The organism is Streptomyces sp. NBC_01478 (assembly GCF_036227225.1).
In the GTDB taxonomy this organism is placed as follows: Bacteria; Actinomycetota; Actinomycetes; order Streptomycetales; family Streptomycetaceae; genus Streptomyces.
This window is the reverse complement of sequence record NZ_CP109444.1, coordinates 819,430-843,204: the sequence shown is the minus strand read 5'-3', so window position 1 is coordinate 843,204 and position 23,775 is coordinate 819,430. Positions and strand designations below refer to the sequence as shown.

Annotated in this window: 16 protein-coding genes; 4 read left to right on the top strand and 12 right to left on the bottom strand. The window is 72.5% G+C overall.

What is annotated here, in order from left to right; translation table 11 throughout:
- Positions 1-8 precede the first annotated feature (8 nt).
- Positions 9-941, bottom strand: a complete 933-nt coding sequence (locus tag OG223_RS03690) for a substrate-binding periplasmic protein (protein WP_329265115.1) — start codon at positions 939-941, stop codon at positions 9-11.
- Positions 942-1,155: 214 nt separating this feature from the next.
- Here OG223_RS03690 and OG223_RS03685 point away from each other — a divergent pair, with 214 nt between their 5' ends.
- The gene (locus OG223_RS03685; protein ID WP_329242250.1) at positions 1,156-2,334 is read left to right on the top strand and encodes a CdaR family transcriptional regulator; all 1,179 of its coding nucleotides are present in this window, start codon (positions 1,156-1,158) and stop codon (positions 2,332-2,334) included.
- 11 nt (positions 2,335-2,345) lie between these two features.
- Here OG223_RS03685 and pepN read toward each other — a convergent pair whose 3' ends face one another.
- Positions 2,346-4,781, bottom strand: a complete 2,436-nt coding sequence (gene pepN / locus OG223_RS03680) for an aminopeptidase N (protein ID WP_329242247.1) — start codon at positions 4,779-4,781, stop codon at positions 2,346-2,348.
- A 164-nt stretch (positions 4,782-4,945) separates the two neighbouring features.
- On the bottom strand, positions 4,946-5,695 hold the full coding sequence (locus OG223_RS03675) for an IclR family transcriptional regulator (RefSeq protein WP_329242244.1): 750 nt from the start codon (positions 5,693-5,695) through the stop codon (positions 4,946-4,948).
- A gap of 218 nt (positions 5,696-5,913) precedes the next feature.
- Between OG223_RS03675 and OG223_RS03670 the strand changes: the two genes are divergently transcribed.
- Positions 5,914-8,736: an AfsR/SARP family transcriptional regulator gene (locus OG223_RS03670; RefSeq protein ID WP_329242241.1), complete on the top strand. Its 2,823-nt coding sequence runs from the start codon at positions 5,914-5,916 to the stop codon at positions 8,734-8,736.
- Here OG223_RS03670 and OG223_RS03665 read toward each other — a convergent pair.
- Positions 8,654-9,934: an MFS transporter gene (locus OG223_RS03665; protein WP_329242238.1), complete on the bottom strand. Its 1,281-nt coding sequence runs from the start codon at positions 9,932-9,934 to the stop codon at positions 8,654-8,656. The genes OG223_RS03670 and OG223_RS03665 overlap by 83 nt on opposite strands.
- A 138-nt stretch (positions 9,935-10,072) precedes the next feature.
- Between OG223_RS03665 and OG223_RS03660 the strand changes: the two genes are divergently transcribed.
- Complete coding sequence (locus OG223_RS03660; protein WP_329242235.1) at positions 10,073-10,549, top strand: Lrp/AsnC family transcriptional regulator; 477 nt, start codon at positions 10,073-10,075, stop codon at positions 10,547-10,549.
- Here the strand turns inward: OG223_RS03660 and OG223_RS03655 are convergent.
- Genes OG223_RS03655 through OG223_RS03630 form a run of 6 tightly spaced genes read right to left on the bottom strand, consistent with a single transcriptional unit; the run spans position 10,546 to position 18,487 of the window.
- Entirely contained in the window at positions 10,546-11,532 is a 987-nt protein-coding gene (locus OG223_RS03655) for a PDR/VanB family oxidoreductase (RefSeq protein WP_329242232.1), read from the bottom strand. The two genes, OG223_RS03660 and OG223_RS03655, sit on opposite strands and share 4 nt — an antisense overlap.
- Entirely contained in the window at positions 11,522-12,958 is a 1,437-nt protein-coding gene (locus OG223_RS03650) for a glutamine synthetase family protein (protein ID WP_329242229.1), read from the bottom strand. Before OG223_RS03650 ends, OG223_RS03655 begins: the two co-directional genes overlap by 11 nt.
- Before the next feature lie 5 nt (positions 12,959-12,963).
- Entirely contained in the window at positions 12,964-14,316 is a 1,353-nt protein-coding gene (locus OG223_RS03645; protein WP_329242227.1) for an aromatic ring-hydroxylating dioxygenase subunit alpha, read from the bottom strand.
- A gap of 30 nt (positions 14,317-14,346) precedes the next feature.
- Complete coding sequence (locus OG223_RS03640) at positions 14,347-16,293, bottom strand: primary-amine oxidase (protein ID WP_329242222.1); 1,947 nt, start codon at positions 16,291-16,293, stop codon at positions 14,347-14,349.
- Positions 16,290-17,837 (bottom strand): gamma-glutamyltransferase, encoded by a 1,548-nt coding sequence (locus OG223_RS03635; protein WP_329242219.1) that lies wholly within the window; start codon positions 17,835-17,837, stop codon positions 16,290-16,292. Before OG223_RS03635 ends, OG223_RS03640 begins: the two co-directional genes overlap by 4 nt.
- Positions 17,834-18,487, bottom strand: a complete 654-nt coding sequence (locus OG223_RS03630) for a cyclase family protein (RefSeq protein ID WP_329242216.1) — start codon at positions 18,485-18,487, stop codon at positions 17,834-17,836. The genes OG223_RS03635 and OG223_RS03630 overlap by 4 nt, the downstream gene beginning before the upstream one ends.
- A 136-nt stretch (positions 18,488-18,623) precedes the next feature.
- On the opposite strand from OG223_RS03630, the gene OG223_RS03625 reads away from it, so the two are divergent.
- Entirely contained in the window at positions 18,624-19,328 is a 705-nt protein-coding gene (locus tag OG223_RS03625; protein WP_329242215.1) for a GntR family transcriptional regulator, read from the top strand.
- A 29-nt stretch (positions 19,329-19,357) separates the two neighbouring features.
- On the opposite strand, the gene solA is transcribed toward OG223_RS03625, so the two are convergent.
- Positions 19,358-22,312, bottom strand: coding sequence for an N-methyl-L-tryptophan oxidase (solA, locus tag OG223_RS03620; protein ID WP_329242213.1), 2,955 nt, complete (start codon positions 22,310-22,312; stop codon positions 19,358-19,360).
- Positions 22,309-23,766: an aldehyde dehydrogenase family protein gene (locus tag OG223_RS03615; protein WP_329242210.1), complete on the bottom strand. Its 1,458-nt coding sequence runs from the start codon at positions 23,764-23,766 to the stop codon at positions 22,309-22,311. Before OG223_RS03615 ends, solA begins: the two co-directional genes overlap by 4 nt.
- Positions 23,767-23,775: the final 9 nt, after the last annotated feature.

Below are 23,775 nucleotides of genomic sequence, written 5' to 3'. Positions count from 1 at the left end.
TCAGCGCCTCACTTCCCGATGGACGGCGGTGCCCAGTCGCCCGGCCGGTCCACACCGCGTCGGGCGGTGGCGACGTCGGCGGCGGGCTTGAGGAACTGCTCGGGATCTCCGCCGTACTTGGTGACGAGCTTCGCCAACTCGCCGTTCCGGTACATCGCGTCGATCTGCGCGGAGATCGCCCGCTCCAGCTTCGTCGCCTTCTTGGGGAGATAGAAGCCCGTCTGGTACGGCTCGAAGTACTGGAGAGCCGGCTTCGCCTTCACCTCGGCGGCAGTCGGCGGGGTCAGGTACTCGGTGGCGATCTTCAGGTCCGGGCGCTGCTTCTGCGCCGCGATGATGATCAGCGGGTCCAGGAAGCCGACGTCGATACGGCCGGCGCCGAGGTCGTCGAAGACGCCGTTGGCGTCCGGGTAGGCGTGCAGCTTCGCGCCGGGCACGGCCTGGATCGACTTGACCCAGACATAGCCGTCGACCGTGCCGAGGTTCCGGCCCTTGAGGTCGGCGAGCGTCCTGTAGGTCTTGCCGCTGCGGACGGCCATCGCCGGGGGCGAGTAGTACGGCGGATCGGTGAACAGCCCCTGTTTCTGCCGGTCGGCGGACCAGGCGACACCGCCGATCGTGATGTCCACGCGGCGGGACTGCACCCCGGCGAGCATGCCGGCGAAGTCCGTGACCTGGGGCTTGATTTCGAGGCCCAGCTTCTTGCCCACGTAGGTGAGGATGTCGCCGTCCAGCCCGACGATCTTCCCACCCTGCACGGTGGTGTAGGGCGCGTACGGCTGGACGGCGACCTTGAGGACGCCGGGGGTGAGCGTGCCCAGGGCGGCGGTCTTCGCGGAGACGTTCTTCGGGGCGTCGTCGCCGCCCGAACCACAGGCGGCGACGGTGGACAACATCAACGTCGCGGACAACGCCACGACGAGCGAGCGCACACGGATCATCGGCACGGGCCTTCCGTATCGGCACTGAAGAGATCGGCACTGAAGGGACCCGCCGTTCACCGCGCTGTGCCCTCGGCGGGAAGTGATTGGGCCCAAACGCTAGGCACCCACGCGTCGTGCGTCATCGTCCACTTCGTACGAAGTTGTGGCCGGATTCATGCGGTCGCCTGTACGGTGCGTCCAATCCGGCTCGCCCGCGACGGGAGGAAACCCCGTGCTCAGCCCGTCACTCGCCCAGGAGATCGCCGGGGACACCTCCGCCGTCATCGGTTTCAACGTGCTGATCACGGACGCCGAGGGGATCGTCATCGGCAGCGGCGACAGCAGCCGCGTCGGCAGCTTCCACGAGGCGTCCGTGGACGTCGTACGGACCAAGGAACCGGCCACGCACAGCGCGTCCCAGGCGCAGCAACTGCGCGGAGTGCGCCCGGGAGTCACCCTCCCGCTGATCACCAACGGAAAGGCCGTGGGCACGGTCGGCATCACCGGCACACCCGCCCAGGTGCGCCGCTTCGGCCTGCTCGTCAAACGCCAGACGGAGATCCTGCTCCGCGAGTCCGTGATGCTGCGCTCCCGGCTCCTCGCCGAACGGGCCGCCGAGAAACTCCTCGCCGACATCGCGGCCTACGACCCACAGGTCGTCGAGGGCGACTTCCTCGTGTTCCGCGCCGCCGAACTCGGCTACGACCTGCGCCTACGGCGGGTCGCCGTGGCCTTCGAGGTGACCGTGCCGCACCCCGCGCCCCGCCGGCAGGGCGGCACCCAGACCCGGGACATGGCCCTGGTCCGCTCCGAACTCCTGCGCACCGTCGGGGAGTTCTTCGCCGACCCGCAGGACATCGTCGCCTCGACCGCGCCCGGCTGGATCGGCGTCCTGCACCGGCTGCCCGCCGGACGCTCCACGACCTCCCTCGTCGCCGACTGCCGACGGGTCACCGACCTCATCGCCGCCCAGGACGGACTCGTGGCCCGCGCCGGCATCGGCGAGGCGGCCACCGCCGTCGGCGGCCTGCACGACTCCTACCAGGACGCGTGCGACGCGCTGCGCCTCGGCGCCCGGTTCGCCGACACCGATCCCGTGCACCTGATCGCCGACCTGCGCGTCCACCAGATGGTGACGGCGGTGAGCCAGTCCGCCCGCAGCCGGCTGCTGGAACTCACCGCCACCGAACTGCGCGCCCAGCCGGACTGGCCCGCCCTGCGCGACACCGTCACCGCCTGGTGCGAGAGCGGCTTCAACCTCGTCCGCACCGCCGAGGCCCTGCACATCCACCGCAACACCGTCGTCTACCGGATGAACAAGATCGAGCAGATCACCGGTCGCCCGCTGCGTGAGTACCGGACGGCCATGGCGCTCTATCTCGCATGCCTGGCCGACCGGTTGGGGCGTTGACCGGAGTCGGATCAGGGGTTCACCGTCCGGGAGCGGAGCATTCGGCCCACCTCGTCCGAGCGTTCCAGGAGCGTCGTGCGGACCACCGGGACCGCCTCCTGGGACGCCTGCCGGGCCCGCTCGATGTACGCGGCGTCGATGGCGTGCAGCGGGAAGAGACGGCTCGTGCAGCTCATCGCCGGGATCATGCCGCCCTGGTGCAGCTTCGGGACCGCCTCCAGGTAGCGCTCGGCGTAGGGCGCCAGCAACGTGTCCTGTCCGGGACGCCAGAAGGAGGCCGCCACCAGGCCGACCGAGTGGACGGGGACGGTGCGGTCCACGACCAGTTGCTGCCAGACGTCCGCCTTCGTGTCGGCGTCCGGCAGGGCGGCCCGCACGGTGAGGGCGCGGAGCCGGGCGTCGGGGTCCGGGTCACGCGCGAGCAGCCGGTCGGACTCCGAGGCGACCTCCCCGCCCAGTTCCGCCTCGCGGGCCAGCGCGCGCCAGCTCAAGTCCACATCGTCACCGGCCTGTTCGCGGAGCCAGGCGAGATCGTCCGCGGTCGTCGCGGTACGGGCCAGCCCGCGCAACGCGACCTGACGGCGGCCGGGGTCCTCGGCGAGGCTCCGGCAGGCCGCCGCCACCTCCGCCGACAACGCGACGCGCTCGGCGGGCGGCGCCCACAGCTCCGCGACGTTCGCGGCGAGGGTGATGTACGGCTCGATCACCGCGTCGGACGTCTCGGCCGTCAGCACCGCGGTGAGGCACCGCCCGGCCTCCGCCGCCGTGGCCTCGCCCGTCGTGAGCATGTCCCACACGGTGGCCGCGGCCACACCCCGGGAGATGGCCGTGGGCAACCGCGCCGCCGTACGGAAGAGGGCGTCCCTGGTCGTCGGATCCGGGCGGGTCGTCGCGAAGGTCAGATCGTCGTCGTTGACCAGGAGGACGTCCGCGCCCGACGGCAGGCCGGTGATCACGGTCCGGGGCTCCGTCACCTCGACCCGCACCAGCGCCCGGCGTTCCAGCGCCTCGCCGTTGCGGGCGTACGCGCCCACCGCCAGCACCTGGGGACGCGGGCCGTCGGCGGCCACCAGCGTGACCGTGTCACCGTCGCGCTCCAGCGAGAAGCGGTCGGTGCCCGCCGTCTCCAGCCAGGCGGAGCGCCAGGCGTCCAGGTCGCGGCCACTGGCCTCGGACAGGGCGTCGATCAGGTCCTGGAGCGTGGTGTTGCCCCACGCGTGGCGGGCGAAGTAGGCGGCCATGCCGGTCCTGAAGTCCTCTTCGCCGACGTACGTCTTGAGCTGCTGGAGGACCGACGCGCCCTTGGGGTAGGTGATGTTGTCGAAGATCGACGCGGCCTGGGCGACATCGTGGATGGGCTGGTGGATCGGGTGCGACGCGGGGCCCTGGTCGGAGAGGTACGCGCTGATCTTGCCGATCATGAGATGGCTCGCCCAGGTGTCCGTGTGCCGGGTGGCGTGCTCGGCCGACCAGTTGCAGGCGAACTCCGCGAACGCCTCGTTCAGCCACAGGTCGTCCCACCAGCGCATGGTGACGATGTTGCCGAACCACATGTGCGCCATCTCGTGCAGCAACACCCGGGCCAGCAGCAACTGTTCGGCGGGAGTGGGCGCGGCCCGCCGAAGGAAGGAGTCCGACCAGGTCACGCAGCCGTAGTTCTCCATCGCCCCGCCGAACTCGGGCACGAACACCTGGTCGTAGCGGCGCTGGGGGAACGGCATCGCGAAGGCCTCGGCGTAGAACGCGAGGCCCTGGCGGGTGAGGGTGAGGATCTCGTCGGCGTCGCGTTCGAGGACCTCGGCGAGCGAACGGCGGGCGTACAGGCCCAAGGTGTGGCCGTCGGCCTCGCGGCGGACCTCGTGGAAGGGGCCCGCGTTGATGACGGTGTTGTACGTCGACAGGGGCGGGGTGTCCGGGAAGGTCCAGCGGCGGGCCGCGGCCAGCTCCTCGACGTGCGCGTCACCTGAGTTGCTGGTGACGGTCCACGCGGCGGGGGCCGTGACGGTGAAGGCGTGCGGTGCCTTGAGGTCGGGCTGGTCGAAGCACGCCCACACGAAGCGGGCCTCGTCCGGCTCGAAGCTCATCCACACGTACACCTCGCCGTCGGCGGGGTCCGTCGCCCTGTGCACTCCCTCGCCGGTCGTCGTGTCGGCCTGGACGCTCTCGACCCGCAGCACGTTGTGCGCGGCCAGGCCGTGGAGGTGGATCCTCCCGTCCTCGGCCGGGGCGAGTTCGGTCCCGTTGAGCGTGGCGCTCACCACCCTGGCGGCACAGTCCACGAAGGTCTCCGCGCCCGGCTCGCGACAGGTGAACGCCACGGTGGACACGCACCGGACCTCCGGCCCGTCCACCAGCGCGGTCAGATCGACGTCCACGTCGTACCGCTCGACCGCGACCAGCGCGGCCCGGCGCTCGGCTTCGGTGCGGGTCAGGCTTCGGATCCCCATGTGTCCTCCCTCGGCAGACAGCGGCCGTCAGCGTACGACGGAGATCTACGGCGAGCGCAGGGGTTTTCGCGTGTCTTGACGGGTGGAGGTGCCGGCGCGGCCGATGCTCGCCCCCGCACGAGTACCGGCCGCACCGCCACCCCCGGTCTGTCACCCCCGTCCCGTCACGGTCTCCGAAGCCCCGCGCTGATCACCCGGCCCGTCTGGCGGGCGGTCTCCGCCAGCCGTTCCAGGTGGTGCGCCGGATCGGTGAGGACACACAGGGACGCCACGGGAGTACCGCGCGCCCCCAGCAGCGGGACCGCCGCACAGCACACGCCGGTCACCACCTCCTCCCGGTCGAACGCGGCACCGCGCTCCCGTATGGCCGCGGCGTCCCTCGACCAGGACGCGGGAAGCGGCCCGAGCAGGGGCGCCGGCGCGGACGTGGCCACCAGGACCTTGCCCGCCGCGGTGAACCACGGCCAGGTCATCCGGGTCTCCAGCGGACCGGGCCGCCGGGCGTCCTCGGGACACCACTCCACCATCAGCGTCTCGCCCTTCCACAGCACGGCGATGCCCACCGTCGTCCGCGTGAGCTTCGCCAGCCGGCGCATCGGTTCCCGCGCGGCGGCGCGCAGCCGGGGATGCGGCTGCCACGCGCGCCCCAGGTGGAACATTCGCGGGCCCACCCGGTAGCTCCCTCCGCACCGTTCCACCGCGCCCAGGTCCGCCAGTTGTTCCAGCAGCCGGTACGCCGTCGTCTTGGGCAGTCCGCAGTCGGACGCCAGTCTTGTCGGCCCCGCCTCCACGGCTCGCTCCACCGCCTCCAGCAGCGCGAACGCGCCTTCCAGCACGCTCCGTCCGCCGGCGTTCCCCGTGGCCGCCGGTAAGGTCTCCGGCCGCCGTACCGGCACCCTTGTCGCGGGTGCCATCACTCCTTGTGTGATCACGTCTCGCCCCCGTTTGCCTGTTGCGCAGCCGCCAGGCGACGGCCATGCCGACGTACCCGGACGGGACGCGGTCGGCGACCCGTCCGTTCCCCAGCAGATTCGCACCGGTGTGTGACGGGAAACCTTGTCGAAGGCTTGTCGCGCCGCGTACACGTCTGTGAAGAAAAGGAGGAGGCTTTGCGCAGGGGGAGGCGGACACCATGGTGGACGTGCAGTTGCTCGGGCCGGTGGAACTGTCGGCGGAGGGGCGCGCGGTGGAGGTGGGACCGCCTCAACGCCGAACCGTGATGGCCGCGTTGGCGGTGGACGTCGGCCGGCCCGTCGCGGTCGACGTGGTCATCGAGCGGGTCTGGGGTCCGCGTGCGCCGGACGGAGCGCGCGGCGCGGTGCACGCCCATGTCGCCCGGATCCGGCGGATGTGCGAGCAGGCCGCCGAGACCGCGCGGGAACCCTTGGTCCTGGTGCGCCGTTCCGGCGGCTACCTCCTGGAGGCCCGCCCGGAACAGGTCGACGTGTACCGCTTCCGGCAGTTGGTCGACCAGGCACGGGCGGCGGGGCCTGCCGACCCGGCGCGGGCGGGGCTGCTGCGCGAGGCACTCGACCTGTGGCGCGGGGAGCCGCTGTCCGGTCTGAACGGGGAGTGGGCGGCCCGGATGCGCGAGGCCTGGCGGCGTCAGCACCAGGACGCCGCCGTCGGCTGGGCCCGCGCGGAACTGCGCCACGGCGATCCCGCCCCCGTCATCGGCCCGTTGACCGGTCTGCTCGGCGAGTACCCGCTCGCCGAACCCCTGGCCGAGGCGCTGATGCGGGCCCTGCACGAGACCGGCCGCAGCGCGGAGGCCCTGGACTGCTACGCCGCCGTCCGCAAACGGCTGGCGGAGGAGCTGGGCACGGACACCGGACCGGCGCTGCGCCAGTTGCACCAGTCGATCCTGCGCGGCCACCGCCCCGCGCCGACCAGGCCCCCCGGGCCGTCGGCGGTGCTGCGCCAGACCGAGCTTCCCTCCCAACTCCCCATGTCCGTACGAGGATTCACGGGCCGGGACGGCGAACTGGCCCGGCTCGCCGCGATCCTCGCCTCGGCCGAGGGGGAGTCCGCCGCCGTGGTCATCTCGGCGGTGTCGGGCATGGCGGGGGTGGGGAAGACCGCGCTCGCGGTGCACTGGGCACGCCGGGTGGAGAGCGCGTTCCCCGACGGGCAGTTGTATGTGAACCTGCGGGGATTCGACCCACAGGGCTCGGTGGTGCCACCGACCGAGGCGGTCCGCGGGTTCCTCGACGCGCTCGGGGTACGACCGGATCGGGTGCCGCCCGGACTGGAGGCCCAAGTCGGCCTGTACCGAAGCCTGCTGACGGGCCGTCGGATGCTGGTCGTCCTCGACAACGCCCGTGACGAGGAACAGGTCCGCCCGCTGCTGCCGGGCGCGGTCGGCTGCATGGCGCTGGTGACCAGCCGGAACCGGCTGACCGGGCTGGCCGCGACGGAGGGCGCCCATCTGCTCGCGGTGGACCCGCTGACCCCGGTCGCCGCACGGAAGGTACTGGCGGAGCGGCTCGGGGCGGTCCGGGTCGCGGCCGAACCGGCGGCGGTGGCGGACGTCGTCACCTGGTGCGCGGGACTGCCCCTGGCGCTGGCCGTGGTGTCGGCCCGCGCCGCCGCGCAGCCCGGCCGGTCACTGGGCACCCTCGCGGAGGAACTCCGGGAGGCGGGCGGCCGGTTGGACGCGCTGGACGGGGGCGAGGAGTCCAGCCAGGTGCGGGCGGTGTTCTCCTGGTCCTACAGCGCGCTCAGCCCGGCCGCCGCCCGGCTGTTCCGCCTGCTGGCCCTGCACCCGGGACCCGACGTCGACCAGCGCGCGGCGGCGGCGCTGGCCGGAACACCCCCCGAACGCGTCCGCGCGCTGCTGGCCGAACTGACCGGCGGCCACCTGCTGGTGGAGCACGTTCCGGGGCGGTACGCCTTCCACGACCTGCTGCGGGTGTACGCCGGGGAACTCGTCTCCGCCTACGACGACGAGTGGGAACGCCGGTCGGCGCTGCACCGGATGATGGACCACTATCTGCACTCCGCGCGGGCCGCCGACGTCCTGGTGACCCCGCAGCCCAATCCGGTGGAGGCGCGCCCGCCCAGACCCGGGTCGAACGCCGTGGAGTTCGAGGACTACGACCGGGCGCTGGCCTGGCTGCTCGCCGAGCACCCGGTGCTGCTCGCGATCGTGCGGCACCCTCAGCCCGGCTTCGACGCCCACGTGTGGCGACTGGTCACCGTACTGACCACCTTCCTGGACCGGCACGGATACTGGCAGGCGCTGCTCACCGCCGGGCACCGCGCGCTGGCGGCGGCCGAGCGGGAGGGCGACCTGACCGGCCGGGCGGGCGCCCACCGCGGTCTCGGACTGGCCCTGGACCGGCTGAAGTGCCCGGAACCGGCCCGGGAGCACTACCTGCGCGCACTCGAACTCTTCGCCGCGGTGGGCAGCGACGCGGGCCAGGCCCGCACCCATCAGCACCTCTCGCGGATGTCGGGGGCCCAGGGCAATTACGCACTCTCCCTGGAGCACGCCTACCGGAGTCTGGAGCACTACCGCGCCGCGGGCGACCGGGCGGGACAGGCCGCCGCACTGAACCACATCGGCTGGCGGCTCGCGCACCTCGGCGACCATCTCCGCGCGCTCGCCCACTGCGAGCAGGCCCTCGAACTCGCGCGGGCGGCCGACGACGTGGACGGGCAGGCCCACATCTCCGACAGCCTGGGCTACATCCACCACCAACTGGGCCGCTACCAACAGGCGGTCGACCGCTACCGGCAGGCGGCCCAGCTCTTCCACGCCACCGGGGAGCGCCGCAGCGAGGCCGACTGCCTGATCCGCCTCGGCGACAGCCACCACGGCGCCGGCCAGTCCGACGCGGCCCACGAGGCCTGGTCCCGCGCACTCGCCATCACCGCCGAACTCGGCCTGCCCGCCGACGATCCCCTCCGTACCGGTCTCCAACAGCGGCTGGGGGACGGGGAGTTCCCGTAGCGGATCCGGATCGGTCACGGAGGCGCAGACCGAGGACGATCCCGACGGCCGCGCAGGCACAGGTGATCCACCAGGTGGAGTGCCAGTCACCGGTGCGGGTGGCCAGCCAAGCGGCGAGGGCCGGACCGACGAAACTCCCGGCGTTGAACAGTTGCTGGATCAGACCCATGGTCGCGGGAGCGGAGCCCCCGGCCGGCGTCAGCTCACCGATCATGCGCAGCAGGGTCGCCGGTATCGCACCACCGGTCAGCGAGAAGACCGCGACACACGCGAACTGCCCGGCGGTACCTGCCGGGAGGCGGTGCCAGTCGACGGCGAAGGTCAGCACGGACGTGACCGCCATGAGGACGAACGCGGGGACGAGAAGGACACGGGTGGGCAGGCCGTGTCGCACGAGCGCCGCCGTGCCGATCGAGCCGACGGCGTTCGCCGCGCCGACCAGGGCGCTGAGAACGCCCGGCCAACTGCCCGTCATCCCGCCGTCGCGGTAGATGGTGGGCAGGAACCCGACCACCGCCATCCACGGCAGCGTGTAACAGGCGAAGACGAGGCCGGCCGTCCAGGGAGCCGGTGCACGGACGGTACGGCCGATCCGCGTGAGGGCGTCGGCCGCGCCGCGCACACCGCCCGCGTCGTCACGGGGAATCCGGGCCAGGACCCACGGCAACGGCAGCAGCGCGATCACGGCCATGCCCCACCACCACACCCGCCACGGCAGCACCTGGAGCGCCAGCGCGCCGACGACGAGCCCGGCGAAGGTGGAGATGCCCTGGTAGGCACCCCAGAAGCCCATCGCCGTCGTGAACCGCCCGGGCGGGGCGGTGCGCCGGATCAACCCCGGGCCCATCACCGCCACCAGGATGAAACCGGCCCCCTCGACCGCCCGCGACACCAGCAGAGGCGCCGCCGACCACGCGAAGCCGCCGCCCGCCGAACCGAGGAACAGCAGCACCAGCCCCGCGCTCAGACAGCGCCGCTCACCGATCAGCTCGGCCAGCAGCGACACGGCAAGTCCCCCGAGCATCCCGGCCAGTTGGACGATCCCCAGCAGGGTCCCGGCCTGGACCAGACTCAGCGACAGGTCGTGCCGCAGGAACGGAACAGCGGGCGGCACCTTCCACACCTGCAACCCGGCAGCCACCCCGGCGGCAACGACGACGATCCAGGCGGTGCCGGAGGGGCGGGTCTGCTCGGCCATGGCGGGCGGTCCTTCATCACGGTGGAGAGGGGAATTCCCCACCACCTTGACCACAGGACAGGACAGCCGCGCAATACAGGCTCGATCCACTGCGACAGGTGCTCAGTCAGGCGGGAATTCGATGGCAAAATGCACACCATGACTCTGATGGACCCCCTGGACGCCCGGATCATCCTGGCCCTGGACGACGACCCGGACGCGACGATCCTCGCCCTCGCCCAGACACTGGGTGTGGCCCGGAACACCGTGCACGCCCGGCTGCGGAGGATGGCCGCCGACGATGTGCTCAAGCCCGTCAGCCGACGCGTCGACCCCGCCGCCCTCGGCTACGGCCTGGTCGCGTTCATGTCGCTCGCGGTGAGCCAGGCCGAGCCCGAGAGCGTCCACGAGGGCCTGCTCGACCTCCCCGAAGTCATCGAGGTCCACTACACGACCGGCGACGCCGACCTCCTCGCGCACGTCGTCGCCAAGGACACCGCGGACCTGCACCGCGTCACCAAGGCGATCCTCGCCATCGACGGAGTCGACCGGACCAGCACCGCCATCTCCTTGGCCGAGGTCATCCCGTACCGCCCCCGGGCTCTGCTGCGGCGGCTGGCGAAGAGCCGCGCCTAGAGATCCAGCTCCAGCACGGGGGAGAGGCAGCGGCTCACGCAGATCATCATCGAGGTGGCGGTGGGCCGTTCGGACAGCTCGATCACCGTGTCGCGATGGTCCGGGAGTCCGGCCGTGACCGGTGTCTCGCAGGTGCCGCAGTAGCCCTCCTCGCAGGAATAGGGCACGTCCGGGAACTTCTCCCGGACGACGTCCAGTACGGAACGGTCGGCGGGCACGGTCAGCCGCAGCCCCGAACGGGCCAGCACCACCTCGAACTCCCCGCTCGGCCCGCCGAGTTGTGCAGGGACCGCCTCCTCGCCCGCGGTGAAGCGTTCCACGTGCAGTGACTGTGCCGGGGCGGCTGTACGGCACAGGGCCGTCACCGCGTCGAGCATCGGCTGCGGGCCGCAGGCGTACACGGCGTGGGTGGGCGGGGCGGCGGCGAGTTCGGCTGCCAGGTCCGGGAGGCCCGCCTCGTCCTGCGGGACGAGCAGCACCCGGTCGCCGCCCAGTGCCGTCAACTCCTCGGCGTACACGAGCCGGGAGCGGTCGCGGGCGCCCAGGACCAGTCGCCAGGGCAGGCCGCGGGCGGTGAGTTCGCGGGCCATCGGCAGCAGCGGGGTGACGCCGATGCCGCCGGCCAGCAGGAGATAGCCGGGCGCGGGCACCAGCGGGAATCGGTTGACCGGCCCACGCACCTCCAACTCCCGCCCCACCAGGGCGGTTTCGTGGATCTCCCGGGAGCCGCCACGCCCGTCGGGCGCGCGGTGCACGGCGACCGTCCACGTCTCGGTGTCGGCCGCGTCCCCGCACAGCGAGTAGGCCCGCCGCAGTCCCGAGGGCAGGGTCAACTCCACGTGCGCGCCCGGCTCCCAGGCCGGGAGTGCGCCGCCGGCGGGCCGGGTCAGGCGTAGTTCCAGCACCTCGTGGGCGATCCAGCGGGCCTGTCGGACCAGGAGCCGCTCGGTGTTCGCGCGGGGGGAGCCGAGGTCAGAAGACACGGAAGTACTCCCGTTGTTCCCAGTCGGTCACCTCTTGGCTGAAGCGGTCGATCTCGGCGCGCTTGATGCCCGTGTAGTAGGAGACGAAGTCCTTGCCGAGGCGGGTCGCCAGCGCCTGGTCCGCCTCCAGCGCGTCGAGGGCCTCGCCCAGCGAACGGGGAAGGGGTTCGGCGTTGGCGGCGTACGGCTCGTCGGCCGCGGGGCCCGGGTCGAGGCCGCCCGCGACCCCGTCGAGACCGGCGGCGAGCTGGGAGGCGAGGTAGAGGTAGGGATTGGCCGCGGGTTCCCCGATCCGGTTCTCCAGCCGCGCGCTTGACGGACCGTCACCCAGCACCCGCACCATCGCCCCGCGATTGTCGCTTCCCCACACCGCACGGTCCGGCGCCAGCGACAGGGAGCGAAAGCGCTTGAAACCGTTGAGAGTCGGAGTGGAGAGCGCGCTGGTGGCCCGCGCGTGCCGCAGCAGCCCACCGAGAAACGCGGTCCCGTACGGCGACAACGGCGGTCCGGGCGCGGTGAGTTCGCCGCTCTCCGGCGCGAAGATGCCCACGCCGTCCCGCACCATGCTCTGGTGCAGATGCCAGCCGCTGGAGAACACGCCGGGCAGATGGGGACGGCACATGAAGGTGGCGTGATGGCCGTGCCGGGCGGCGACCTGCTTCACGGCGCTGCGCAGCAGCACCATCGCGTCGGCGGTGCCGAGACCGTCGGCGGGCTGGAGGGTCAACTCGACCTGGCTCGGGCCGAATTCCACCTCCAGACTGCGCAACGGCAGTCCGAGCCCCTCGATGTTCGCGCGCAGGATGTCGAGGATGGGGTCGAGTTCGTCGTAGCGCAGCTCGCTGAGGTACTGGTAGCCGTGGTTCAGCATCCCGACCTCGGGTGCGGCGCCGGGCTGGCCCTGATCACCGGGGCCCAGACGGGGGTCGTCGAGCCGGAAGAGGTGGAACTCCACCTCCAGGCCGGTGCGGTAGGTCAGCCCGTCGGTCTGGTCGAGGACCGAGCGCAGCAGCCCGCGCGTGCACAGCGGGACCGGAGCGCCGGAGGTGAAGCGCAGATCGCACAGCAGCCAGCCCGTGCCCGGCGACCACGGCAGCATCCGGAAGGTCAGCGGGTCCGGCACCATCACCATGTCGGCGGCGCCGCGCAGTTCGGGCAGCCCGAGCGGTGTCTCCTTGGTGAAGAGCGGGAACACGGTCCGCCCGGAGGTGTCCTTGGCGAGCAGGGACGAGGCGATGCCGGTGCCGTCGCTCAGGACGTTGGTGAGTTCGCCCAGGGTGACGGTCTTGCCGCGCAGCAGACCGTGCTGGTCGGCGAAGACCAGCCGCACCACCGTCATCCCGCCGCTCTCGGCGCGCGCCTGTATCTCCCGTGCGGCGGCGGCCTGTTCGGCGGTCCACAGGCCGTGCCGTTCGATGAATCCCACGCGGCTCAGCCGTCCGTTCCCAGCGGCTGCGCCCAACTGCTGTCGGCGCGCTGCTTGTCGGTGACGGCGGCCCAGTGCTCCTGCCAGTCCTCGGTCGGGCCGATCCCGTCCAGGGCGACCGGACCGTGCAACCGGCCCGCCTCCTCGGCCGGCAGCACCAGGAGCGGATCCTCGCCGCGCTCGACGGCGGCGATGGCCTCGCCGAGCATCCGGCGGTACATCACGATGGCCTTGTCGGAGCGGCCCAGATGCTCGCGGGTCCGGTCCTGGACGGCCCCCTGCCCCTCCACCGCCCACTGGTCGTGCACGTTGATGTCGAAGCCGAGCCCGGTGTACGTCGTCGTGCGCTGTTCCACCGGGTCGTAGCCGTAGCCGTTCGCGCGGCCGAAGCGCGGCCGGTAGTCGGGCAGGGTGACCGCGCCGACCCGCTGTCGGCGCATCTCGTCCTGGTCCACCGGACCGCCGACACTGGTGAACAGGGCATACCAGTAACTGGAGTTGTTGTCGATCGGCACATGCCACTGGGTGATCGCCGTCTCCGCGTCGAGCGGGATGTGGAAGGCGTGCGGGAACACCTGGTGGGTGATGCGGACATGGGTACGGCTGCCGTCCATCGGCAGGCCCTGGGTGTCCGTGCCGTCGAGCCTGCGCCGGGCGGTGAGGCGGATGCCGTACGGGGTGCGGACGGCGTCGATGTCGGGGCGGCCGTACTCGCGCAGGACCTTCGTCATCGGGAGGTCGGTGCCCTGGGAGGCGGCGCGGAACTGTTTTCCGTAGCTGTCGGCGGGGTCCTCGTCCTGGAAGAAGCGATGGAGGTAGGAGGCGTGGGCGGGGTCGATGCCGACCTCCAGGGCCTGGAGCCAGTTGCACTCCAGCAGCCCCTTCCAGGCGAAGGCGTGGTCGGCGGGCGCCTGGAAGCAGTCCAGGGCGGGGAGTTCGGGCGGTTCGCCGGGGCCGAGGTAGCCCCAGACGATGCCGTTGATCTCGCGGACCGGGTAACTGCCCAGCCGGACCCGGGACTTGAGCGGACTGTCGACCGGTTCGGCGGGCGTGTCCAGGCAGGAGCCGTCACGGGCGAACAGCCAGCCGTGGAAGCAGCAGCGCAGCCCGCCGTCCTCCAGCCGGCCGAGCGCCAGGTCGGCGCCCCGGTGCGGGCAGCCGCGGTCGACGAGACCGAGTTCGCCGTCCTCGTCGCGGAACAGGACCAGGTCCTGGCCCATCACCTTGGGCGCCACCAGCGGTCGTGCGCCCGCGAGTTCCTCGCCGAGGGCGATCGGCTGCCAGTAGCGGCGCATCCACTCACCGGCCGGGGTACCGGGCCCGGTCCGGGTGAGCCGGGTGTTCTCTTCCTCGCGCATGAGACGCCTTTCGGGGGAGGGGAGGCGCGGTCAGCCGCAGCAGTGGTCCGGCGCCGTGGGGCCGGGCGTGTGGCAGGAGTTGGGTGCGGGCACGTCCAGGGCCGGGTTGCGGTCGAAGAAGCCGTCGGGCTCCAGACGCAGCCGCGCCTTGGCCACCGGCATCACCGGCCACTCCTCCGGGCGCGGGAAGTGGTGCGAGCCGACCGTGGCCCACAGCACGAGGTCCGTGCCGTCCAACGACCGGTTCTCCTCCTGCCACTTGTGGACGCCGTCCGCGCCCGGCTCGGCCTGGTTCGGGTACTCGCCGCCGACGAACCGCCGCTCCGCGTCGTAGGCCGTGGCCCACAACTGACGTCCCACGAACGGGGCTCGGCGGGCGCAGACGCTGTCCTCGCGCACCGGCAGCACCGCCGTGTTCTCCAAGTGCACGCGGTACGCGGTCGGTTCGCCCATCCGGTTGCGGGACTCGGTGCTCTCCACCCGCCAGTGCAGCCCGCGGGACGGATCGGTGCGCCGGGCGCCCTCCGACTCGCTGAGGATCGGCCGCAGCACGGTGCGGGCCGCGTTGCCGTACGGGTCGAGCACCGGGTCGGGCTCGTGCTCGGCGGTGACCTCGACCAGCCGGTTGGGATTGCCGTCCACCGCCATGTCGAGGCGGACGCTGAAGAAGTGCTGGTGGTTGGTGACCGCGACGTTGGGCGCGACCCGGCGCGCGTACGGCGTCGCCTCGTCCTCCTCGACACCGGTGGCGGAGAGGATGCCGGTCATCTTGATCTCCAGCATCACCGAACCGTCCTGGTACAGCGACCAGTAGAAGCCGTAGTCGTAGTTGGCCACGGTGGCGAACGCCGAGATGATCAGCCGGCGCGAACGGCGTACCTCCGTACGGCCGGTGCGGCCGTCGTGGTGCTTCCAGAGGATGCCGTCGTCCTCCTCGTGCACGCACACGGCGTTGGGGATGAGCCGGGGGACGCCGTCGCCGCCGAGCACCGCCGCGTCGAAGTACTGGATGACACCGAGGCAATCACAGCCCAGGGCAAGGGAGTTGGTGAGCGGGCCCGCGCCGTACTCGCCCCAGTCGAAGAAGTTCTTGCGGTACTGGGTGGAGGCGGTGTCGAAGTACGGGACGTACATCTCGTTGACGGCCGCACGGCGGATGACCTGCCGAGGACCCTTCCCGGCCGCGGCGAAGGCGAGGTCGTGCAGCACGAGCCCTTCACGATGACTGAAGCCGACCCGGACCGACCATCCCTGCCAGTCGATCCGCTGCCCGGTGACGGTGAAGCTCGGCCCGTCCGGCTGGACGACTTCCAGAGGCTTCAGCCCCGGTCGTTCGTCCACCGTTCCGGCCGCGAACACGCCCGATTCGTCCGACAGCGGGATCACGCCATGGTCCTCGATGTGCAGGATCTCCATGGTCTCCATGTCGATGATCGGCACCACGCCCTGTACCGGGCGGGCGTAGCCGTTGTCGTCCTCGGAGGTGCGGTGCCAGACGCTGCCCCAGGTCAGCCGGCGGCCCGCGTACTCGGGCGGCTCGAAACCGCCGATCGACTCCGGGTCCACCATCACCAGCGACACGTCGTGGATACCGCGCAGCGCGAGCGCCTCACGGAACCGCGGGTCGGCGCGGCACGCGGCAGCGGCCTGCCGCGCCTCCTCCGAGGAACAGCCCGGACTGCGGACGTCCAACTCCCGCCAGGCGGTGGTCTGCGGCTTGTCGCCGAGTTCGAGATCGACCTCGAAGGCATGGCGCGCGGAGGGGGAGAACACCACCGCGCGGGCCCGCCGGGTCTCCCCGGGTGCGGCACGGCGCGCGTGGTCCTCGTCCAGGGCCATACCCCAGAACCGCGAGTCCTCGGGTACCCGGGTGTCTGCTCTCAACACCCCTACGGCCGTGGCGAGTTCGGTGACGGTGAGCGGGTCCAGCGGATGCGGTGCGTCGGCCGGCACGGGTTCGGGGGCGAGCGTGCTCACAGGGAACTTCCTTCCAAGGTGGTGCCGCCGTCGGCGCGGGGGTCGGAGGCGCCGTCCAGTCGACCGCCGGCGGACAGTCGTACGGCCTGGGTGTGACCGGCCAGATCGGTACGGCCCGGCGCTACGACGACCGGAACCACCGACGGGATCGCGCCCGCGACGGCAGGGACGGACGCGGGTTCTGCCAGCAGTGTCTGTGTCTCGTGGCCGATGTCGCGGGCGCCGATCACCCAGCGCGGGCGGTCCAGTACGGCGGCCGGATCGGCGGCCGGGTCCATCAGGTCGGGCACGGTCTGGGCGAGGATCTGCGGCTGCGCCCGGCCACCCTGGCAACCGGCGGCGAGCAGTAGCTCGGCGGACCGGCCGAGCACCGGGCACAGGGTGTGCGGTGGCCGCAACCCGGGGCCGATGAGGGCCGGATGGCCGGGCAGCAGACTGAACGCCGAGCCGCGGTTGTGCAGCACGATGCCCGTCTCCGGGTCGCAGATGCCGGAGCCGAAGGTCTGGTAGACGCTCTGGATCAGGGAGACGGCCAGCCCGGACGCGTCCACGGCGGTGATCGCGACGGTGTCCCCGGCGGGCCGGAAGGGCGGTTCGGGAGGCTCCGTACCGGCGAGCGGGGCCGGGTGCAGCAGCCCGTCCAGGTCGAGGGGGGTGGGGCCGAGCGGATCACCGAGCAGCAAGTCCCGTGCCGCCGAGGCGTCTTGACAGCGGGCGGCCAGCACACCGGTGCGCTCCGGCTCGGGCAGTTTCGCCACCGAGGCGGCGATCTCCAGTACGGCCAGCAGGCTCGCCCCCTGGCTCGGCGGCGGCGCGGTCCACCAACGGGTTCCGGCCACGTCCAGCGTCAACGGCTCTACGTCCGCCGCCTGATGGGCAGCGAGATCGCCCGCGGTGAGTGAACTCCCGGCCCGGCGCAGCCCGTTGGCCAGCGCCTCGGCGATCGCGCCCCGGTAGAAGGACGACGGATCGTCGGCGAGCGTGCGCAGTACGGCGGCCAGCCGGGGCTGGGGCAGCGGATCGCCCTCGCCGACCGGCACGCCGTCGGGGCCGGTCAGCAGCGCGCCGAGCCCGGGGTCCGCGGCGATCTGCGGGGCCCGTTCGCGGACGGCGCGCGCCAGACCGGCCGACACGGTGGCCCCGTCCTCGGCCAGCTCGGCGGCGTCCCGCAGCGCGGCGGCCAGGGCACCGGGCGTGCCATGGGCCTCGGCGAGCGCGGTCCAGCCCGCCACCACACCGGGCACGGTCACCGTGTGCGGCCCCTGCGCGGGCATCCGCCGGTCGGCGGCGCGCAATGCCTCGACGTCCACGGCCTCTGCCGCCGCCCCCGCCGAGACGATCGCGCGCACCGAACCGCCGGGGGCGTGGACGAGGGCGATCAAGTCACCGCCCAGCGAACACTGGTGGGGGTAGACGACGGTGAGGGCGGCGGCCGCCGCCAGCGCCGCGTCCACGGCGTTGCCGCCGCGCTCGGCCGCACGGCGGGCCGCCGTCAGCGCCGCCGGGTGCGGTGCGGCCAGGATCAGCGGGGAGGCGGCTGTCATGCCTCGTCCCTCGGGAACAGCACGGTGCGCGAGGGTGCGGCCTCGGCGCCCTGGAGGGGCAGGGGGAGGGAGATCATGTCGTAGACCCCGGCGGGCGTGTGCAGGAGGTCGACGACCTCCAGGATCAACACGTCGGCTCCGCACAGGAGTTGGTGCGTCTCCCAGTGGGTGGTGTAAGCGACGGCCTCGATGCTGAGGTAGTCGATGCCCGCGGTGCGCACCCCGGCCTCGATGAGCCGTTCCGCGCCGTCCGGGGCCAGTCCGACCCACTGCCGGGCCTTCCACGGGCTGCGCAGCACACCCTCGGAATTGCTGGTGCGCAGCAGCACCCGCTCCTCCGTGCCGAGGCCGGCCGCGTCGAGATCGGCGGCGGTGATCTGTTCCTTGACGTGGGTCAGGTCGAGGACGCGCGCGGTTCCGTTGAGGGCGGACAGGTCGAGCCGGTCGACCGTCTTGCCGCCGTCGATGAAGTGGGCCGGAGCGTCGATGTGGGTGCCGGTGTGGGCGCCGATCCGCCAGCGGCTCACGTTGGACGGGTCGCCGGCGGTGCGGGACTCGACGATCTCCACCTCGGGCCGGCGGCCCCAGTGCAGCATGCCGGGATGGATGGGAACGGACACGTCGATCGCCTTGGCGAAGTCCGGAATCATGCGGCTCTCCTATTGGATGCGGATATCATGGAAGTGGATCCAAAAATGAGCGGCTGTGGACGGCTTCGGCCGCGTGGCAAACTGCTCAACCACCGCGCACCCCCCGACCGCCCCGAGAAGGGTCAGACCGACTCCGATGACGCCACAGACTGACGAGAGCCCCCTCGTCGACGACATCGCGGCCCGCATCCGCGCGCGGATCATGAACGGCGAGCTGGCGATCGGCAAACCGCTGCGCCAGGCGGCGCTGGCCACCGAGTTCGGGGTCAGCCGCACACCGGTGCGCGAGGCGTTGCGCCAACTGCAGAACGGCGGGCTGATCGAGATGCAGCCGAACCGCGGCGCCGTGGTCCGGGTGCCCGCGCCCTGGGAGGTGCGCCAGGCCTACGAGGTGCGGGCCGAACTGGAGGGCATGGCCGCCCGGCGCGCCGCGTCCCGCATCACCGAACGGGGGCTCGCCGCGCTGCGCGAGCACAACGCCGTCCTGTGCGAGGCGGTGGCGCGCGCCGCCGGTGAGGGGACGGGGGGCGGGAGCACCGCGACCAGGGCGGCGAACGACTGCTTCCACACGGTCATCTGCGAAGCGGCCGACAACCCCTGGCTGACCCGGATGATCGACCGGATCAACGAGAGTTTCCCGCGCAACGTCTCCTCGCTCGCCCTCGCGGGCGACGAGCGCCACCGGCAGCTCAACATCCGTGAACACGAGGCCGTGATCGAGGCGTTGGCCGCGCACGACGCCGACCGTGCGGACGCGTTGATGCGCGAGCACGTCATCAGCTCCGGTGAGTATCTGACGGCCTGGTACGAGCGTCGCTCCCAGACGGTGTTCCACGGCTGAGCGGGTCGTGTCCGACCCGGGGCGGCGCGTCACGGGGTTCCGCCGGGGAACAGCCGGGCCGGGGACAGGAAGTCCAGGTCCGGGCGGGCGGTTCCGCACACCAGGTCGGCCAGCGCCTCGCCGATCGCCGGCCCGAACTTGAACCCGTGCCCCGAGCACGCCGACGCCACCAGCACCCGCGGTACGCCCGGCACCTCGCCGACCAGGAAACGCCGGTCGGCGGTCATCGTGTAGAGGCACGTCAGGCTCTCGGTCACCGGCCCGGCGCCGGGCAGCACCTGGGCCACCGCCTCGGCGAGCAGGGCGAGTTCGGCGTCGGTCGCCTCGGGGCGGGCTGCCTGCGGGTCCCAGGGCGGACCGCTGTCCAGCCCTGCCTTGAGGCCGCGGCCGTCGGTCGCGGGGAACCCGTAGAGCAGGCCCTGCGGCAGATCGACGGAGAAGCTGCCCAGGCCGGACGGGCCGAGCGGGCCCGCAGGGTCGGCGGCGAAGTAGGCGTTGACGATCCGAGTGACCGTCAGATGCGGTGCAAGGGGAGGGACTTGGGCTGCCGTCCAGGGGCCGGTGCACAGCACCAGGCGCCGGGTGCGCAGGACGGCCTTGCCGGTGCGGACCACCACCTTGTCGCCGTCCGCTTCCCAGCCGAGGACGCGGGCGTGGTCGTGCATGTGCGCTCCGGCCCGTTCGGCCAGGGTCAGTTGGGCGCGAAGCGTCTCCTGCGCGTCGATGATGCCGGCGCGCGGGTCGTGCACCGCGGTGAATCCGGCCGGCAGTCGCAGTCCCGGGAAGATCCGGGCCGCCTCCTCGCCGTCGACCTGTCGGCAGCCCGGGCCGCGCAGCGGATCGGGGCGGTCCTGCGGCGCCGCGTACAACCCGCCGGTGATGTCGAGCAGTTGGGCCTTCGAGGCGCCCTCCAGCTCCGCCCAGGCCTGGTAGGCGGTGTCGACCAGGGCGTCCCAGTCGGGGTGGGGGTAGGCGCGGCGGATCATCCGGGTCGCGCCGTGCGAGGAGCCCAAGTCGTGGTGCAGGCCGTACTGTTCGAGCCCGAGCACATCGAGTCCGCGCGCGGCCAGGTGACGCAGGGCGGCACTGCCGTGCACGCCGAGGCCGACGACGATCGCGTCGTGGGTGTGGTGGGGGGTGCGTGGGGCCGCCGGTGAGGGCGCGGGCGATGGTGCGGGCGTTGCGTGACCGGTGCCCGGCACGTGGGCCTGCGGGTTCGTGGGTGTGGGCGAGATGTGGGATGTCCCGGGGGACGGCGCGGGCCCCGTGGAACCGGTGCTGTGCCCCGTGCCCTGTGTGGCTGCGAGCGCGGATGTCGTTGGCCCGACACTCGGCGCTTGGGCCGGCGAGTTCGAGTGCGCGGGTGTGGGCCGAGGTGTCGGGGGCGCAGGTGCGGTGGTTCCGGGGGCGAAGCTCGGGGCCTGAGTCTGCGAGTGCGTGGGCATGGGCGCGGTCTGGGACGACGGTGCCGATGGTGTGGGCGCTGCGGCGCCGACGCTCGGCGCCAGGCTCTGAGGGCCCGCGGGCGCGGGCTGGGGCGTGGTCCGAGACGCTGACAGCGACGGCGTGGGCGTGGGAATGACGCGATCGGCTTCCGGCTGCGCGTTGTTCTGCCGTGAGTCTCCTGCCTCGGGCTCCGCCTGGCCCCGCCCCGCGTCTCCCGTATCCGCCTCCGCGTTCCCCCGCCCCGCGTCTCCCGCCCCCCGCTCCTGCCGCCCCACACCGGAACCCGTACCGCGCCCCTGCAAGCACACGATCTCGCGTACCGCCTCCACCAGCGCGTCCAGGTCGTCCTGGTCGTTGTAGACATGGACGGAGGCTCGGACCACCTTGGTCAGGCCCCGGTGGTCCATGTCCCAGCGGCCGTGTCCTGCCGGTACCGCGATCAAGTGGACGCGGCGGTAGGTGAGTTGGCGTTGGACCTCGGAGGCGTCCAGGCCGTCGACCACGAAGGTGACGATGGCGCCGCCCGCGGCCGGGGGGTCGGTGACGTACACGCCCGGGAGTGCGGAGAGGCGTTCGCGCAGGGTGGCGGCGAGGGCTGTGAGGTGGCGTGAGACGGTGTCGACGCCCAGCGCGCCGAGGGCGGTCAGCGCGGCGCCGAGGCCGAGGCGCAGGGCGTGTGCGGCCTCCCAGAGTTCGAAGCGCTTGGCGTCCGGCACCAGTTCCCAACTGCGCTCGGCGGTCCATACGGCGCCCCGGACATCGGGCGCCTCGGGGGCGAGCCGGTCCAGAAGGGGGCGGCGGACCGCGAGCAGGCCCGTGCCGCGCGGGCCGCGCAGGAACTTCCGGCCGGTGCCGATGAGCAGGTCGCAGCCGATGGCACCCATGTCCACCGGAAGTTGCCCGAGCGACTGCGTGGCGTCCAGCAGGAAGGGGACCCCGTGGGCGCCCGCCAACGCGCCGATGGACGACGCGGGTTCGACCAGCCCCGAGGACGTCGGGACATGCGCGGCCGTCACCAGCGCGGCCGGTCCCGCCCGCAGCGCCGTCTCCAACGCCTCCAAGTCCACCGCTCCGTCAGGGCCGTTGGGCAGCAGCTCGACCCGCACACCGTGGTCGCGTTCGACCGACAGCAGATGCAGCGCGCTGCTGACATAACTGGAGCGGGCCGCCAACACCCGGTCACCGGGGCGCAGTCGAAGGGCCGACACGGCCCGCTGCCAGCCGGCCGTCGCGCTCTCGACGAGGGCGACCTCCTCCAACCGGGCGCCGAGGAGCTCGGCGGTACGCGCGTAGACGGCCTCCAGGGCCGGAGCCGCGTGCTTGGCGGCCTCGTAGCCGCCGGCCAGGCTCTCCGCGCGCAGATGGTCGATGACCGCCTCGACGGTGCCGTTGGCGAGCAGGGCCGCACCGGCCGCGTTGAAGTGGTGACCGGTGAACGAGCCCGGCGTACGGGCGCGTTCGGCCGCGACGTTCAGAGGGCGCGGGGGCGGTGGGTTCGGGGGCGAGGTGGCCGTTGTGGCCGTCACGGGCGCGCTCACAGGGCGATCGTCACGCTCTTGAGCTCGGTGAACCCGTCGACGGCGGCGTCGCCGAGGTCCCTGCCGAGGCCGGACTGCTTCATCCCGCCGAAGGCCACGGCGGGGTCGAACTCGTTGTACGTGTTGACCCACACGGTCCCCGCCTCCAGCGCGGCGGCCGTGCGATGGGCCCGGGCCAGACTGCCGGTCCACACGCCGGCGGCGAGCCCGTACTCGCTGTCGTTGGCCAGCGCGATCGCCTCCTCCTCGCTGTCGAAGGGCAGGATCGTGGCGACCGGCCCGAAGATCTCCTCCCGGGCGATCCGCATGCCGGGGGCGACCTCGGTGAACACCGTCGGCGGCACGAACCACCCCGGCCCGGGCAGCGGTTCGCCGCCCACTGCCACCTCGGCGCCCTCGGCGCGGCCCAGTTCGACGTAGCCGGTGACGCGGTCGTACTGCTCCTGCGACACCAGCGGACCGATGTTGATGCCGCCCGAAAGGCCCGGGCCGATCCGCAGCGCCTCCACGGCCGGCACCAGCCGGTCGAGGAACTCCTTGACGATCGTGCGCTCCACCAGCAGCCTGCTGCCCGCCGTGCACATCTGCCCGGAGTGCCCGAACACCGCGCGCACGGCGTTCGGCACGGCCGCGTCGAGATCGGCGTCGGCGAAGACGATGTTGGGTGACTTGCCGCCCAGTTCGAGTGTCAGCCGCTTCAACGACGGCGCCGCCGCGGCCATGATGTGCCGCCCGACCTCCGTCGACCCGGTGAAGGACACTTTGGCGACGCCGGGATGGGCGACCAGTTCCGCGCCCGTACGCCCGTCACCGGTCAGGACGTTGACGACGCCCTCGGGCACGCCCGCTTCCAGACAGAGCGCAGCCAACCGCAGCGCGGTGAGCGGGGTCTGCTCGGCCGGCTTGACCACGACCGTGCAACCGGCGGCCAGGGCCGGGGCGATCTTCCAGGCCGCGATCATGAACGGGAAGTTCCACGGGAGTACGGCGGCCACCACGCCCACCGGTTCGCGGACGCTGTACACGTGCCGGTCGGGGCCGGCCGCGTGCACGGTGCCCTCCAGCCGGGTCGGGGTGCCCGCGAAGTGGCGGATGGCCTGGAGGCCCAACTCCACATCGCCGCGGGCGCGTTCGACGGCCTTGCCGTTGTCGAGGGTGTCCAGCACCGCCAGTTGCTCGGCGTCGCGCTCCACCAGGTCGGCGAGGCGCAGCAGGACGTCACGGCGCCGCCGGGGCGGCAGCCCGCGCCAACGGCGGTCCCGGTGCGCGGAGGTGGCGGCCTCGACCGCCGCCGACACCTCGGCGGAGCCCGCCTGGACGACCGTGGTGAGCTGCTTCCGGGTGGCGGGGTCGAGCACCGATATCCGCTCCGTCGCGGTGCCGGTGGTCCACTCGCCGCCGATGAGCATGGGCTCGCACTCCGGCAGGTGGGGGATCACGATGCTGGGGTCCACGGTGTTCTC